Origin of the sequence: Caulobacter sp. Root1455 (genome assembly GCF_001426905.1) — a bacterium.
In the GTDB taxonomy this organism is placed as follows: domain Bacteria; phylum Pseudomonadota; class Alphaproteobacteria; order Caulobacterales; family Caulobacteraceae; genus Caulobacter.
The window spans coordinates 411,767-426,497 of the sequence record NZ_LMFQ01000001.1 but is presented as its reverse complement, the minus strand read 5'-3'; the positions used below and the strand labels follow the sequence as shown (position 1 = coordinate 426,497).

At 67.6% G+C, this 14,731-nt stretch carries 14 protein-coding genes; 9 read left to right on the top strand and 5 right to left on the bottom strand.

Going from position 1 to position 14,731, the window contains the following annotated elements; translation table 11 throughout:
• The first annotated feature begins 98 nt into the window (after positions 1-98).
• The 3 genes from ASD21_RS01800 (at position 99) to ASD21_RS01790 (ending at position 3,133) form a co-directional block, all read left to right on the top strand.
• Positions 99-1,274 (top strand): acetyl-CoA C-acetyltransferase, encoded by a 1,176-nt coding sequence (locus ASD21_RS01800; protein WP_056435812.1) that lies wholly within the window; start codon positions 99-101, stop codon positions 1,272-1,274.
• A gap of 153 nt (positions 1,275-1,427) precedes the next feature.
• Complete coding sequence (locus ASD21_RS01795) at positions 1,428-2,153, top strand: beta-ketoacyl-ACP reductase (RefSeq protein ID WP_056435810.1); 726 nt, start codon at positions 1,428-1,430, stop codon at positions 2,151-2,153.
• A gap of 203 nt (positions 2,154-2,356) precedes the next feature.
• On the top strand, positions 2,357-3,133 hold the full coding sequence (locus ASD21_RS01790; protein ID WP_235523747.1) for a DUF4908 domain-containing protein: 777 nt from the start codon (positions 2,357-2,359) through the stop codon (positions 3,131-3,133).
• Positions 3,134-3,149: 16 nt separating this feature from the next.
• Here ASD21_RS01790 and ASD21_RS01785 read toward each other — a convergent pair whose 3' ends face one another.
• The 5 genes from ASD21_RS01785 to ASD21_RS01765 all read right to left on the bottom strand — a co-directional run bounded on the left by ASD21_RS01785 (position 3,150) and on the right by ASD21_RS01765 (position 8,684).
• Positions 3,150-5,198 carry a TonB-dependent receptor plug domain-containing protein gene (locus ASD21_RS01785; RefSeq protein WP_056435808.1) on the bottom strand — a complete coding sequence of 683 codons (2,049 nt, stop codon included), beginning with the start codon at positions 5,196-5,198 and terminating at the stop codon, positions 3,150-3,152.
• A 161-nt stretch (positions 5,199-5,359) separates the two neighbouring features.
• On the bottom strand, positions 5,360-6,790 hold the full coding sequence (tldD, locus tag ASD21_RS01780; protein WP_056435804.1) for a metalloprotease TldD: 1,431 nt from the start codon (positions 6,788-6,790) through the stop codon (positions 5,360-5,362).
• Between the two features lie 196 nt (positions 6,791-6,986).
• Positions 6,987-7,784 (bottom strand): GIN domain-containing protein, encoded by a 798-nt coding sequence (locus tag ASD21_RS01775; protein WP_056435801.1) that lies wholly within the window; start codon positions 7,782-7,784, stop codon positions 6,987-6,989.
• A 10-nt stretch (positions 7,785-7,794) separates the two neighbouring features.
• Positions 7,795-8,361 carry a DUF1700 domain-containing protein gene (locus ASD21_RS01770; protein WP_056435798.1) on the bottom strand — a complete coding sequence of 189 codons (567 nt, stop codon included), beginning with the start codon at positions 8,359-8,361 and terminating at the stop codon, positions 7,795-7,797.
• On the bottom strand, positions 8,358-8,684 hold the full coding sequence (locus tag ASD21_RS01765) for a PadR family transcriptional regulator (RefSeq protein WP_056435795.1): 327 nt from the start codon (positions 8,682-8,684) through the stop codon (positions 8,358-8,360). Before ASD21_RS01765 ends, ASD21_RS01770 begins: the two co-directional genes overlap by 4 nt.
• Positions 8,685-9,060: 376 nt before the next feature.
• On the opposite strand from ASD21_RS01765, the gene coxB reads away from it, so the two are divergent.
• The 6 genes from coxB to ASD21_RS01740 all read left to right on the top strand — a co-directional run bounded on the left by coxB (position 9,061) and on the right by ASD21_RS01740 (position 14,619).
• Positions 9,061-10,017: a cytochrome c oxidase subunit II gene (gene coxB / locus ASD21_RS01760; protein WP_056435792.1), complete on the top strand. Its 957-nt coding sequence runs from the start codon at positions 9,061-9,063 to the stop codon at positions 10,015-10,017.
• Positions 10,018-10,041: 24 nt separating this feature from the next.
• Entirely contained in the window at positions 10,042-11,709 is a 1,668-nt protein-coding gene (gene ctaD / locus ASD21_RS01755; protein WP_056435790.1) for a cytochrome c oxidase subunit I, read from the top strand.
• A gap of 97 nt (positions 11,710-11,806) precedes the next feature.
• Positions 11,807-12,859, top strand: coding sequence for a heme o synthase (cyoE, locus tag ASD21_RS01750; protein ID WP_056435788.1), 1,053 nt, complete (start codon positions 11,807-11,809; stop codon positions 12,857-12,859).
• On the top strand, positions 12,856-13,002 hold the full coding sequence (locus ASD21_RS24405) for a hypothetical protein (protein ID WP_200941383.1): 147 nt from the start codon (positions 12,856-12,858) through the stop codon (positions 13,000-13,002). Before cyoE ends, ASD21_RS24405 begins: the two co-directional genes overlap by 4 nt.
• Before the next feature lie 22 nt (positions 13,003-13,024).
• A complete protein-coding gene (locus tag ASD21_RS01745) occupies positions 13,025-13,672 on the top strand; it encodes a cytochrome c oxidase assembly protein (protein ID WP_442856938.1) in 648 nt (215 codons plus the stop codon).
• Between the two features lie 71 nt (positions 13,673-13,743).
• The gene (locus ASD21_RS01740; protein WP_056435785.1) at positions 13,744-14,619 is read left to right on the top strand and encodes a cytochrome c oxidase subunit 3; all 876 of its coding nucleotides are present in this window, start codon (positions 13,744-13,746) and stop codon (positions 14,617-14,619) included.
• Positions 14,620-14,731: the final 112 nt, after the last annotated feature.

The following is a 14,731-nucleotide window of genomic DNA, read 5'->3' as shown; positions in this document are numbered from 1 at the left end:
AACCCCGCAGGTTTATGCAAGGTGATGGTGCACCGCAAAATCATGGGCGCCGCAACTGCGAGAAGCGCCTGGAAACACGTCACGGGAGTTCCTTCGCCATGAGCGACATCGTCATCGTCTCCGCCGCCCGCACGCCGGTCGGATCGTTCCTCGGCGCCCTCTCCAGCCTGCCGGCTCACGAGCTGGGCAAGCTGGCCATCCAGGCCGCCGTCGAGCGGGCGGGCATCACGCCGGCCGACGTCGACGAGGTGATCCTGGGCCAGGTGCTGCAGGCCGCCGCCGGCCAGGGTCCGGCCCGCCAAGCCTCGGTCAACGCCGGCATCCCGGTCGAAAGCCCGGCCTGGAGTCTGAACCAGCTGTGCGGCTCGGGCCTGCGCGCGGTGGCCCTGGGCGCCCAGCAGATCGCCGCCGGCGACGCCGACATCGTGGTGGTGGGCGGCCAGGAGAGCATGAGCCAGGCCCCGCACGCCCAGGCCCTGCGCAACGGCCAGAAGATGGGCGACCTTTCCTTCGTCGACACCATGATCAAGGACGGCCTGTGGGACGCCTTCCACGGTTATCACATGGGCCAGACCGCCGAGAACATCGCCTCGCGCTGGCAGATCACCCGCGAGGCCCAGGATAAGTTCGCCGTCGCCAGCCAGAACAAGGCCGAAGCCGCCCAGAAGGCCGGCAGGTTCGACGCCGAGATCGCGCCGGTCACCATCAAGGGCCGCAAGGGCGACACGGTCGTCGACAAGGACGAATTCATCCGTCACGGCGTCACCCTGGACGGCATTTCGGGCCTCAAGCCGGCCTTCACCAAGGACGGCACGGTCACCGCCGCCAACGCCTCGGGCCTCAATGACGGGGCCGCCGCCCTGGTGCTGATGACCGCCGAGAACGCCAAGGCGCGCGGCCTGACGCCCCTGGCCCGCATCGCCTCGTGGGCCAATGCCGGCGTCGATCCCGAGATCATGGGCACCGGCCCGATCCCGGCCTCGAAGAAGGCGCTGGAAAAGGCTGGCTGGAAGGTCTCGGACCTGGACCTGGTCGAAAGCAACGAGGCCTTCGCCGCCCAGTCCCTGTGCGTGGTCAGCGAGCTGGGCCTCGACCCGGCCAAGGTCAATGTCAACGGCGGCGCCATCGCCATCGGCCACCCCATCGGCGCCTCGGGCGCGCGCATCCTGACCACCCTGGTCCACGAGATGAAGCGCTCGGGAGCCAAGAAGGGCCTGGCCACGTTGTGCATCGGCGGCGGCATGGGCGTGGCCATGTGCGTCGAGGCGGTCTGACCCCCAAGGCCTCGACGGGCGCTGTGATCAGACGCCTGTTTTGATTGGGTGTTTTGATTGGGCGTTTCGGCAAATTTTTCATGACGGGCGGCGTGGGGGCTTGTTCCCCCGCGCCACCCACGTGCAACCATAAGAAACTGGCGGGAGAAGATCATGGCGAGAGTTGCATTCGTGACCGGCGGCACCCGGGGCATCGGTCGGGCGATCTGCGAGCGGCTCGTGGCCGACGGAATGAAGGTAGCGGCCGGCTATTCCGGCAACGAGGAGGCCGCCGCGGCCTGCGCCAAGCAATTGGGCGTGATGGTGGTCAAGGGCAATGTCGGCGCGTTCGACGACTGCGCCGCCGCCGTCAAGAAGGTCGAGGCCGAGCTGGGCCCGATCGAGGTGCTGGTCAACAACGCCGGCATCACCCGCGACGGCATGCTGCACAAGATGACCTACGAGCAGTGGTCCGAAGTCATCCGGGTGAACTTGGACTCGGCCTTCAACATGACCCGTCCGGTCATCGAGGGCATGCGCGAGCGCGGCTGGGGCCGGATCATCAACATCAGCTCGATCAATGGCCAGAAGGGCCAGATGGGCCAGACCAACTATTCGGCCGCCAAGGCCGGGCTGATCGGCTTCACCAAGGCCCTGGCCCTGGAGAACGCCAAGAAGGGCGTGACCGCCAACGTCATCTGTCCGGGCTATATCGACACCGAGATGGTCGCGGCCGTGCCCGAGAACGTCCTGGCCGGCATCATCGCCGGCATCCCGGTCGGCCGCCTGGGCAAGGGCGAGGAGATCGCCGACATGGTCGCGTTCCTGGCCGGCGAGCGGGCCGGCTTCGTGACCGGCGCCACCCTGACGATCAACGGCGGCCAGTACATGGCCGCTTAACCGGGCCGCAAGGCGCGGCCTAAAGGCCACAGGGTGCGGCAAAAAGACATGACGGCTTGACGAAGACTCCCCGCCGGTTCGAAGATTCCGGCCGGCGGGGAAATTCTTCCAAGCATTTCATAGCGTCCTCCGGAAAATTGCGTGGCGGCAACAAGGTCTTCGGCGTCCAAGATTCGCCCCAGTCGCGGGGCATGACCCTGGGTATGAAGAGTCAATCGGCGGTGACGACGGGGCCAGGGCGCTGGGCGATCCTGCTGGCGGTCGCCCTCGCGGCCAACGCCGGCGCGGCGAACGCGCGGCAATCGTCCGTGAGCCTGCGCGACGTATTCTCCGGCAACCGCGGCGAAGTGCGCAAGACGCCGGCCCCGCCGATCGCCCGCTACGTGTCCGAAACCGGCGACGCCTTCATCCTGGACCGGGCCGCGCCCCAGCCGCTGATGAAGTTCGAGAACAGTTCCGAGGTCTGGGTGCTGTCGTCCCAGCCGGCGCCGCGCGGCGACACCATCTACAAGAACGAGATGGGCGAGCCGGTGCTGCGGGCCAGCAAGCTGGGCGGCATGACTCTGTTCACCCGCGAACGGCCGGGCGGCGACGCCGCCGCCCTGATGGGCAAGGCCAATTCGATCCAGCCGCCGCTGTACATCTCGGTCAACGTCCTGTTCCAGCGCCTGGTCCAGGCCAGCGCCCGCGCCAGCCGCGCGGCCCAGCACCGGGTGGCGTTCGAGACGATCGACGACGCCACGCCGGGCACCTCGGTCCTGGTCGCCGACACCGCCACCGTCACCGCCGAGGCCTTCGAGCGCATGGCCCGTGACGGCGACCGAAGCCTGCTGGCCCGCGTGACCCGTGTCCTGCTGGCCGAGGGCCACAAGCCCGGCGCCAGCCTGAAGGGCGGCGACCTGACGGTCACCTACGCTTCCGGCAAGGGCCTGTCGGGCCGGCCCTCGTCCAAGCGGATCATCAAGATCGTCAGCAAGTAGGGGCCGCCCCCACGCGCTAGCCCAGCCGCTTGCGGACCTGGATGAACAGGTAGGGCTCGAACGGCAGCGAGCGGTACTCGATCTTGTCGACCACGTTGTCGGCGCGCGAGCCCTTGTAGATCGTCCGCTCGCGGGTGACGTTGCGCGAGCTCCAGTTCGACAGGGTGGTGCGCACCGTCAGGTCCGAGCTGGGCTTCCATTCGACGAAGCCCTCGAAATATTGCTCCTGGCGGTTGGTGCGAACCTCGTTGAAGCGGAAGCGGCTGTTCTCGGTCGGACAGAAGGTGACGACGCCCCAGCTCCACTTGCCGCCGGGCATGTCGCGGGTGAAACGCAGGTCGCAGACGAACGGCGTCGCGCCGGTGATGCGGCGCTTCTCGAGGGTGACCGGGTCGGTGACCTCGCTGTCGAACCAGCTGAGGCGGCCTTTGATCTGGCCGCCGGAGATCCCCAGCTTCTGGGTCGGCACGGTCATGGCGATCACGAACTGGTCGGACCGGCCGTCGCCGATGTTGCTGGGCGCGTCGCCGCCGGTCGGCAGCGGCTTATAGTCGACGACGTCGGAAATCTCCGAGTGGGTCAGGGTGGCCGAGATCGAGCCCGCCCCCCAGAACCGCCGCTCCCACGCGACTTCGCCGACCCAGGAGCGCTGGGGCTCCAGATTGGCGTCGGCGCTGTCCTGGCTGCCGGCGGTCAGGTCGGCCGAGGCGATGAAGTCGCCGAAGTCCAGCTGCCCGACCTCGCGTTCGACCCGCACCCGCAGTTGGTCGGCGCCGGTGGGGTTCCAGGTCACCAGCACCCGGGGCTTGGGGTAGAAGAAGCTGCGCTCCAGGTCCACGCCGCCGCTCTGGGTGATGCGCGAGACCTCCATCCGCGCGCCGGCCTCGACGGTCAGTTTCGGATTGGCCCGCCAGACCGCCTTGCCGGCCGCCTCTCCCCGCAGCTCCTCGACCTTCACGTGCGGCGGGCCGATGTCGACCGGCGCGCCGTTGACGGTGTAGCCGATATTGCCGTCCAGGAAGTTGTAGGCGCCCTCGAGGCTGCCCTCCAGCGACAGGGTCTGCGAGCGGCGCTGCTTCAGCTCGCCCCGCAGGATGCTCTCGCCGGTCTTGTCGCGCTCGCGATAGACCTCGGCGCGCCCGGCGGCGGAGAAGGTCGAGCCGTAGGTCTCGTCGCCCAGGTTTTGCAGGAACACCAGCTGCAGGTCGGTGCGCGGGCCGATCTTGCGGTCGTAGCGGGCGCCGAACTCGCCGGTCCAGTTTTCGTCGGTCTCGCCGCTGTCCTGGCGGCCGGGGCCGGGCTCGTACTGGGTGTAGGTCACGTCGCGGTCGAACGAGAAGTACTCGATCTTGCCGTTGACCCGGATCTTGCCGCCCGGCGCGGCGCGCTGGACGGCGCCGCGGGCCACGTAGTTCTGGATCTGGTCGTAGCCCTTGAGGGCTTCCTTGATCGTCGGACGCCCGTCGGGAAAGCTGGTCACCCGCGACCCGCCGTCGAAGGTCTGGTCGGTGCGGTCGATCGTGCCCTTCACCGAGCCCTCGATCTCGTTGACCCCGTCCCGGCGCGAGGCCTGGAACTCCAGCAGCGGTCCGAACAGGCCGTCCGGATAGAGATAGGTCTGGAGATTGGCGACCTTCTCGACCTGGACGGTCGACTTGATCACCACGTTGGCCAGGATCGTCTGGCCTTGCATGTCGATGCCCGGAGCGCCGCCGCGGATCAACTCGACGCGCTCGACGGCCGAGGCCGAGATGCGCTTGAGGATGTCCTCGAGGTTCTCGCTCTTGGTGGTCGGGCGCTCGCCGTTGACCAGCACGTTGCCGGCCGTGCCGGCGAAGCCGCGGGCGCTGTCGCCGCCGTCCAGCCGGAAGCCGGGCAGACGGGCGATCATGTCCAGGGCGGTGCTGGGGCGCTGTTCGGCGAAGAAGCTGGGCGGATAGCTGATCACCCCGCGCTGGGCCTCGGCGGCCGGCGCGGCCGCCTCGGGGGTGGCGTCTTGCGGGGTCGCGGCCTGGGACTCCGGCGAGGCAAGTCCCAGAGCGAAGATGACGGAAGCCAGACTCATTACGCGATCCCCCAAAGCGCCCCCGCTTTGTGGCCGCGAACCTGTCGGTCCAGCTGCGCCAGAACCAGTTACAAAACCGAAAGGTAGGTTACATTTGTGAAATGTTTCCGCCGATCACCTTGACCGTGAGTGGAAACATCAGGTTTCACAAAGGGTTGTGGCTAGACCGCCGTGCCGCCGACGGTCAGGCCGGTGATCTTCAGCGAGGGCTGGCCCACGCCGACCGGCACGCCCTGGCCCGACTTGCCGCAGACGCCGATGCCGGGATCGAAGTCGAAGTCGTGGCCGATCATCGTCACCTTGGTCAGGGCGCTGGGGCCGTCGCCGATCAGGGTCGCGCCCTTGACCGGGGCGGTGATCTTGCCGTCCTCGACCAGATAGGCCTCGGTGCACTGGAAGACGAACTTGCCGTTGGTGATGTCGACCTGGCCGCCGCCGAAATTGGCGCAGTAGAGGCCGCGCTTCATCGAGGCGATCATCTCGGCCGGGTCGTCCTTGCCCGCCAGCATGCCGGTGTTGGTCATGCGCGGCATGGGCATGTGGGCGTAGGACTGGCGGCGGCCGTTGCCGGTCGGGGCCATGCCCATCAGCCGGGCGCTCATCCGGTCGTGCATGTAGCCGACCAGGACGCCGTCCTCGATCAGCACGGTGCGCTCGGTGGGGGTGCCCTCGTCGTCGATGGTCAGCGAACCGCGGCGGCCGAGGATCGCCCCGTCGTCGAACACGGTCACGCCCTTGGCGGCCACCCGCTCGCCGATGCGGCCCGAGAAGGCGCTGATGCCCTTGCGGTTGAAGTCGCCCTCCAGGCCGTGGCCGACGGCTTCGTGCAGCAGCACGCCGTTCCAGCCCGGGCCCAGCACCACGTCCATCTCGCCGGCCGGACAGGCCACGGCGTCCAGATTGACCAGCGCCATGCGCAGGGCCTCGTCGACCTGGGCCTGCCACTTGTCGGGGCTGATCCAGGCCGAGAACCCGGCGCGGCCGCCGGCCCCCGATGATCCGGCCTCGCGCTTGCCGTCCTTCTCGACCGTGACCTGGACATTGATCCGCACCAGCGGCCGCACGTCGCGCAGCAGCCGGCCGTCGGCGCGCAGGATCTCGACCACGCGGCGCTCGCCGGCCATCGAGGCCATCACCTGGACGACGCGCGGATCGCGGGCCCGGGCGAAGGCGTCGATCTCCTGGAGCAGGCTGACCTTGTCGGAGAAGGCGGGGGACGAGACGGGGTCGTCCTCGCCGTAGTGCTTTTCGTTGGTGGCGCGCGGGGCCTCGGCGCTGACGCCGGCGTAGCCGCGGCGGGCCAGCTTGGCCGAATCGGCGGCGCGGCCGATGGCGGCTTCCGAGATCTCGGCGGAATGGGCGTAGCCGGCCGTCTCGCCGGCCACCACGCGCAGGCCGAAGCCCTCGCCCGAATCATAGGAGGCGCTCTTGAGGCGGCCGTCGTCGAACACGAAGGCCTCGCTCTCGGAGCGTTCGACGAACAGCTCCCCGTCGTCGGCTCCGGCCAGGGCCTCGCCCAGGATGGCGCGGGCGCGCTCGGGATCGACATTGGCCGAGGCGAGCAGGGAAGGGGCGTTCATGAGAGCGGTCATGGGCTCACAGGTAAGCGTTTCATCCGCCTTCGTCATCACCCCGGCGACGATTCGGCGCGGTATCCAGCTTTCCCTCCCCTTTATGGGGAGGGTGGACGCGAAGCGGACGGGTGGGGCCTGCTGACTCATCAAACCCCACCCGACCCTGGCTCCGCCAGGGCCACCCTCCCCACAAGGGGGAGGGACGGGCGAAGGATCACCAGTCCTGGTGCACCTCGCCGGAGCCGGCGACGTTCGAGCTGAGGACGGTCGGCTTGCTGGTCAGATAGACGTCGCCGCTGCCGGCCACGTCGACCTCGGTCGCGCCGCGCGGGGCGACGTGCGCCTCGCCGCTGCCGGCCAGGGCGATCTTGGCGTCGCCGGTGTCCAGGCCCCGCAGGTCGGCCTCGCCCGAGCCGGAGACCCGCAGGTCGACCTTCCCGGCCTTGCCCTGGGCGTCGACGCCGCCGCTGCCGTTGATCTCCAGGACGAGGTCCGGCTGGTCATAGGCCTTCAGATAGAGGTCGCCGCTGCCGTTCAGGGTGAAGGACCGCACGCTGGGGGCGACGATCTCGATCGACAGTTCGTCGCTGTCGTTGCGGACGCGGATCCCGTGGCCGTAGACGGTGGCCGAGCCCTGGCCGTCGCGCAGGGCGATGCGGCCGTTCTCCAGGGTCACCCGGTCGACCAGCTCCTTGGGCCCGGTCACCTTGACGCTGGCCCCGGCCCCGGCGGCGGCCTGGGTGAAGATCACCTCGGCCGGCACGTCGATCTGCAGGGCGTCCGAGCCGCTCCAGGCGATCTGCCGGGTCGTGGTCTCGTCGTCCTGGTCATGGTGGAAGCCGGGCCCGATATGGACGTGGTCGTTGTCGTCGTTGACCTCGATGTTCCAGTCGGCCGGGAAGTTCCAGCCGTGCTGGGCGATGTCGCGACCGCCGATCATGAAGGCCGCGGTGAAGCAGCCGACGCAGAGCACGAAACTGGCGACGGCGACGATGGTCAGGTTGCGGATCATGACGGTCCCCTCAGACCTGGGTTTCGATGGCCGGCTTCAACAGCCGGTAGTGAAGGCGCCCGAACCAGACCAGGCCGTTGACCAGCCAGATGGTCAGCAGGGTGGTGACGGCGGCCATGGCGGTGGCGCCGGCCATCAGGCCGATGCCCGTCAGGAAGGCCACGACCGGACCGCCGGGCAATCCGGCGAACGGCCCCGCGGTCGTCACCGCGCCGCCGGCCACGAACATGACGATGGCGGCCATGAACAGGGCGAACAGCGTTCCCAGCACGCCCATCAGCAGGGGCAGCAGGAAGATGATGTCGATCGCCCCCAGGCCGACGATGGCGAAGATCGCGCCGGCGGCGGCCGAGGGGTTCTTGGTCTCCTCCCAGCGCTTGACCCCCTGCTCGGCGCGCTGTTCGCGGGCCAGGCGTTCGGGGTCGCCCAGGGCGGCGGCCACTTCACTCTCGCTGCGCCCGGCCTCCTGGGCGTCGTTGAAGTGGGCCTCGTAGTCGGCGACGATGTCGGCGATCTGGGCGGCGGGCATGCCGGCCAGGCCGCGCTTGAGGCGGATGAGGAATTCGGCGCGCGTCATGCGGCGGCTCCCAGGATGTTTTCGACGGCCGAGCTGAAGGCCGCCCATTCGGCCTTCTGGGCCGTGAAGCTGGCCCGACCGGCCTCGGTCAGGCGGTAATATTTACGCGGCGGGCCGCTCTGGGACTCCACCAGATAGGTTTCGACCTGGCCGTCCGACTGCATGCGGCGCATGAGCGGGTAGATCGTCCCTTCCCCCATATCGATATCCTTGGCGAGCTTGCTGGCGATTTCGTAGGCGTAGCTGTCGGCCTTCGACAGCAGGGCCAGCACGCACAGCGCCAGCACGCCTTTCTTCAGTTGAACTTCAATGGCTTCTGTCACGGCGTTGCGTTCTCCGAGCTGGGCCCGTTGCTGAGCACCCTTGTGACGCAAGGTAGTGCCCAATGCAAGGTAGCTGTCATTACATGTTAGTAATGGTACGTAGGCCGCGATAAGTGCTCAGTTAAGAGTGGTTCGCAGTTAGCCGAGGCAGGGCGTCGCGGGGGTGTTTCCCACAAGGTTTCTGGTGCTTGGCAACTTGGATCGGAGCGCGTATGCACGCCAGCGACCGGCCAGAGACGCCGGGATTGGTCGTTCGATTCCACGTCCCATGACGAAGTCGATTGCCAGGTCCCGTTTCGCTGGTCGTATTGTGCAATTCGGCGCGGCGTGGCGTTGACCTACGTCAACATCGCCGCCGAAACGGGCCGTGAGGGATATGAAGGCGCAAATTCAGGGGATGCGGCGGAAGTTGACGGGCGTAGCCGCCGTCGCCGCCACGACGATGGCCCTTTCGGGCGTGTTCGCGGGGCAAGCCCTCGCCAAGGGCGCCGAACTGCTGGGTCAGCCGACCCCCGGCGCCTACGACCTTCAGCGCGCGGCCTCGCCGCTGAAGTACGAGGCGATCGCCTTCCACGACCACATCCTGATGCCGATCATCACGGCCATCACCCTGCTGGTGCTGGGCCTGCTGATCTGGATCGTCATCCGCTACAACGCCAAGGCCAACCCGGTCCCGGCCAAGTTCAGCCATAACACCACCGTCGAGATCATCTGGACGATCGGCCCGGTGCTGATCCTGATGGTCATCGCCATCTTCTCGTTCCGGCTGCTGTTCGCCTACAACGACATGCCCAAGCCGTACCTGACGGTGAAGGCCACCGGCTACCAGTGGTACTGGGGCTACGAGTATCCCGACCAGAAGATCAGCGAGATCACCTCGGTGCCGCTGAAGCAGGAAGAGGCCGTCGCCAAGGGCGTGCCGTACCTGCTGGCCGCCGACAAGCCGATGGTTGTTCCGGTAAACCAGGTGATCCGCGTGCAGGTCACCGGCGCCGACGTGATCCACGCCTTCGCCCTGCCGGCCTTCGGCCTGAAGACCGACGCGATTCCCGGCCGTCTGAACGAAACCTGGTTCAAGGCCGACAAGATCGGCGTCTATTACGGCCAGTGCTCGGAACTCTGCGGCGTCGACCACTCGAACATGCCGATCGAGATTCACGTCGTCAGCCAGGCCGACTTCGACGCCTGGGTGAAGTCCAAGACCGCGCCCGCCGCGCCGGCCGCGACGCCCGCCGCTGCTCCCGCAGCCGCCGGCGCCCCGGCCACGGTGACCCCGGCCGCGACCGCCCCCGCTTCCGCTCCGGCCGCGGCTCCCGCCGCGCCGGCGGCCTAAGATACGATTGCAGGATTAAGTCCGATGGCTCACGCCGCTGACATCGATCATCACGACGCTTCGCACGACGACGCCGACCACAAGCCGCCGTTCTTCGCGCGCTGGTTCGGCTCCACCAACCACAAGGACATCGGCACGCTCTACATCCTGTTCGCCATCATGGCGGGCCTGGTGGGCGGCGTGCTGTCGGGCCTGATCCGCTGGGAACTGGCCGAGCCGGGCATCCAGATCTTCGGTCCCAACTCGTCGATCAGCCTGATGGGCCTGATCGAACAGTCCAAGCACGGCTATAACGCCGTCGTCACCGCCCACGCCCTGATCATGATCTTCTTCATGGTCATGCCGGCGATGATCGGCGGCTTCGGCAACTGGTTCGTGCCGATCATGATCGGCGCGCCGGACATGGCCTTCCCGCGGATGAACAACATCTCGTTCTGGCTGCTGGTCGCCGCCTGGGTGCTGCTGCTGACCTCGATGTTCGTCGACGGCGGCCCGGGCAAGGGCTTCGGCGGCGGCTGGACGATCTATCCGCCCCTGTCGACCACCGGCCACACCGGCCCGTCGATGGACCTGGCGATCCTGGCCCTCCACCTGGCCGGCGCCTCGTCGATCCTCGGCGCGATCAACTTCATCACCACGATCTTCAACATGCGCGCGCCGGGCATGACCCTGCACCGCATGCCGCTGTTCGCCTGGTCGGTGCTGGTCACCGCCTTCCTGCTGCTGCTGTCGCTGCCCGTCCTGGCCGGCGCCATCACCATGCTGCTGACCGACCGCAACTTCGGCACCCACTTCTTCGACCCGGCCGCCGGCGGCGACCCCGTCATGTTCCAGCACCTGTTCTGGTTCTTCGGTCACCCGGAAGTCTACATTCTGATCCTGCCGGGCTTCGGCATCGTCAGCCACATCGTCTCGACCTTCTCCAAGAAGCCGATCTTCGGCTACCTGGCGATGGCCTACGCCATGGTCGCCATCGGCTTCGTCGGCTTCATCGTGTGGGCCCACCACATGTACACCGTCGGCATGAGCATCAACCTGCGCGCCTATTTCGTGGCCGCCACGATGGTCATCGCGGTTCCCACCGGCGTGAAGATCTTCTCGTGGATCGCCACGATGTGGGGCGGGTCGATCAGCTTCAAGACGCCCATGCTGTGGGCGATCGGCTTCATCTTCCTGTTCACCGTCGGCGGCGTGACCGGCGTGGTCCTGTCGAACGCCGGCATCGACTACAGCCTGCACGACACCTACTACGTCGTCGCCCACTTCCACTACGTGCTCAGCCTGGGCGCGGTGTTCGCCATCTTCGCCGGCTTCTTCTACTGGTTCGAGAAGATGTGGGGCGTGAAGTACAACGAGTTCCTGGGCTGCCTGCAGTTCTGGATCATGTTCGTCGGCGTGAACCTGGTGTTCTTCCCGCAGCACTTCCTGGGCCTGCAGGGCATGCCGCGCCGCTACGTGGATTATCCGGCCGCCTTCGCGCACTGGAACTACATCTCGTCGGTCGGCTACGCGATCACGGCCGTGGGCGTGGTGGTGTTCCTGGTGATCCTGCTGGAAGCCGCCATCCGTCGCCGCAAGGCCGAGGCCAATCCGTGGGGCGAAGGCGCCACCACCCTGGAATGGACCCTGTCCTCGCCGCCGCCGTTCCACCAGTTCAGCGACCCGCCGGTCATCAAGGCCGACAGCCACTGATCCTGGTAAGCTAGACACCCAAAGCGCGGGGGCGCGGGCCGGATGAGAATCCAGCCCGCGCCCTTCGCCCATCAAGACCGCAAGACCCTTAAGTAAAATGGCCCGTTCCCCCGTCCTGACTGGACATGTCCTGACACCCGAAGCCGAGGCGGCCCCAGCGGTCCGCCACGCCCGTTGGCAGGACTATTTCCAGCTGATGAAGCCGCGGGTGATGTCGCTGGTGGTGTTCACCGCCCTGACGGGGCTGCTGGCCGCCCGCGCGCCGATCCACCCGCTGCTGGGCGCGGTGGCGGTATTCTGCATCGCGGTCGGGGCCGGGGCCTCGGGCGCGCTGAACATGTGGTACGACGCCGACATCGACGCCAAGATGCGCCGCACGCGCGGCCGTCCGGTGCCCGCCGGCCTGGTCAAGGGCGAGGAAGCCGCCACCCTGGGCGTGGTGCTGAGCCTGCTGTCGGTGCTGCTGATGGGCATGGCGATCAACTGGCTGGCCGCCGGCCTGCTGGCCTTCACCATCGTGTTCTACGCGGTGGTCTACACCATGTGGCTCAAGCGCTGGACCGCCCAGAACATCGTCATCGGCGGCCTGGCCGGCGCCCTGCCTCCGGCCATCGGCTGGGCCGCGGCCACCGGCCACGCGCCGCTGAACGCCTGGCTGATGGTGCTGGTGATCTTCCTGTGGACCCCGCCGCACTTCTGGGCCCTGTCGCTGTACATCAGCACCGACTACGCCAAGGCCGGCGTGCCGATGCTGCCGGTGGTCAAGGGCGCCAAGGAGACCCGCAGGCAGATCCTGCTCTACAGCCTGGTCCTGATCCCGGTCTGCATCGCGCCGGTGTTCACTGGCCTGGGCGGCTGGCTCTATCTGGCGGTCTCGGGCCTGGGCGGCCTGGTGTTCCTGACCCTGGCCTGGCGGGTGTTCGCCAGCACGGCCGGCGACGCCGCCGACCCGCGTCCCGCCGACCGCGACCTCTACGAGGTGGGCGAAACGGAGGCCAAGCGCGGCAAGCCCGTCGGTGATGCGCGCCACGCCCGCAACCTGTTCGCCTTCTCGATCCTCTATCTGTTCGCCCTGTTCGCCGCCCTGCTGGCCGAGGCGGTGCTGGGCCTGCCCGTCCTGGGCCTGAAAGTGCTGGAGTTGCCGCTATGACCTCGCGCAAGGATCTGGATCCCGCCGCCAAGGCGCGCAGCGGCCGCAACATCGCCCTGGGCCTGGGCCTGGCGGCGTTCGTCATCCTGGTGTTCGTGGTCACCGTCGTGAAGCTGGGAGGCAATGTTGGCCCCCACTTCTAAGGACGACCTGTCGCCGGAAGATCTGCGCAAGATCGAGGCCGACAACCTGGTCGGCGTCGGGCCCCGGCCGAAGGGGCGCGGTCACCTGAAGGTCGCGGCGATCTGCGGGGTGGCCTTCTTCGGCATGGTCGGCGCGGCCTATGCGGCGGTGCCGCTGTACAAGCTGTTCTGCCAGGCCACCGGCTTCGACGGCACGGTGCGCAAGGCCGTGGCCAAGCCGACCCAGGTGCTGGACCGCAAGATCGAGATCCGATTCGACGCCAATGTCCGCAACCTGCCCTGGGACTTCCAGGCCATGCAGGTCAGCCAGGACATCCGCATCGGCGAAACGGGCCTGGCCTTCTTCAAGGTGACCAACACCAGCGACAAGCCGCTGACCGGACGGGCGATGTACAACGTCGTCCCCGAGCAGGCCGGACCCTATTTCCAGAAGCTGGAATGCTTCTGCTTCTCCAGCCAGACGATCGAGCCCGGCCAGACGGTCGAGTTCCCGGTCGTCTATTTCGTCGACCCCGGCTTCGTGACGGATCCGGACACCAAGGGGAAGTCGGAGATCACGCTCTCCTACACCTTCTTCCCGGCGGTTCCGGACGCGGCCGGGACGAAACAGGCGGCGACGACGCCGCGCATCGTCGAACCCCTTGGCGGCAAGCCGCCGAGGGCGCTATAGCGTTTCAAACATGGCGTGTCGGCGGGGGGACCGGTCGATGCGCTTAGAGGGATTAAAGGGTTAGCACGCACATGGCCCACGGCGCCGTCAAACACGACTATCACATCCTGCCCCCCAGCCCGTGGCCGTTCGTCGGCTCGGCCTCGGCCACGCTTATGGCCCTCGGCCTGATCGCCTGGATCAAGGGCGGGGTCTTCGGCATCGAGAAGGGCCAGTGGTGGCTGTTCGCGACCGGCCTGGCCGGCGTGCTCTACACGATGTTCGGCTGGTGGCGCGACGTGGTGAAGGAAGCCAACGCCGGCGACCACACCCCCGTCGTCTCGATCGGCCTGCGCTACGGCATGGTGCTGTTCATCGCCTCGGAAGTGATGTTCTTCGTGGCGTGGTTCTGGATCTTCTTCGAGATGGCCCTGTTCCATCATCACCGCACCCTGTCGGGCATCGAGGAAGTCCGCGCCGCCTGGGCCACCTGGCCGCCGGCCGGCGTCGAGGCCGTCTCGCCCTGGCACCTGCCGCTGGTCAACACCCTGACCCTGCTGCTGTCGGGCACGACCATCACCTGGTCGCACCACGCCCTGCAGCAAGGCGACCGCAACGGCGCCAAGTGGGGCCTGATCCTGACCATCCTGCTCGGCGCGCTGTTCACGACCATCCAGGTCTACGAGTACAGCCACATCAACCACGAGCACCTGTTCTACTCGGAAGCGGCCGCCAATTCGGGCCTCTACGGCTCGACCTTCTTCCTGGCCACCGGCTTCCACGGCTTCCACGTGTTCGTCGGCACCCTGTTCCTGATCGTCTGCCTGATCCGGCTGATGAACGGCGCCTTCACCCCCAAGCAGCACTTCGGCTTCGAGGCCGCCGCCTGGTACTGGCACTTCGTGGACGTGGTCTGGCTGTTCCTGTTCGCCTTCGTCTACGTGATCTTCGGCGCTTCGCCGCACTAGATCATCCGCTTCGAGAGGGCCCGGAACGCCACGCGGTGTTCCGGGCCTTTTTGCTTTCTGGTTCTGTATTGGGGACAGGCACATGCGCCTGTCCCCGTCCGCTATTCCGGGA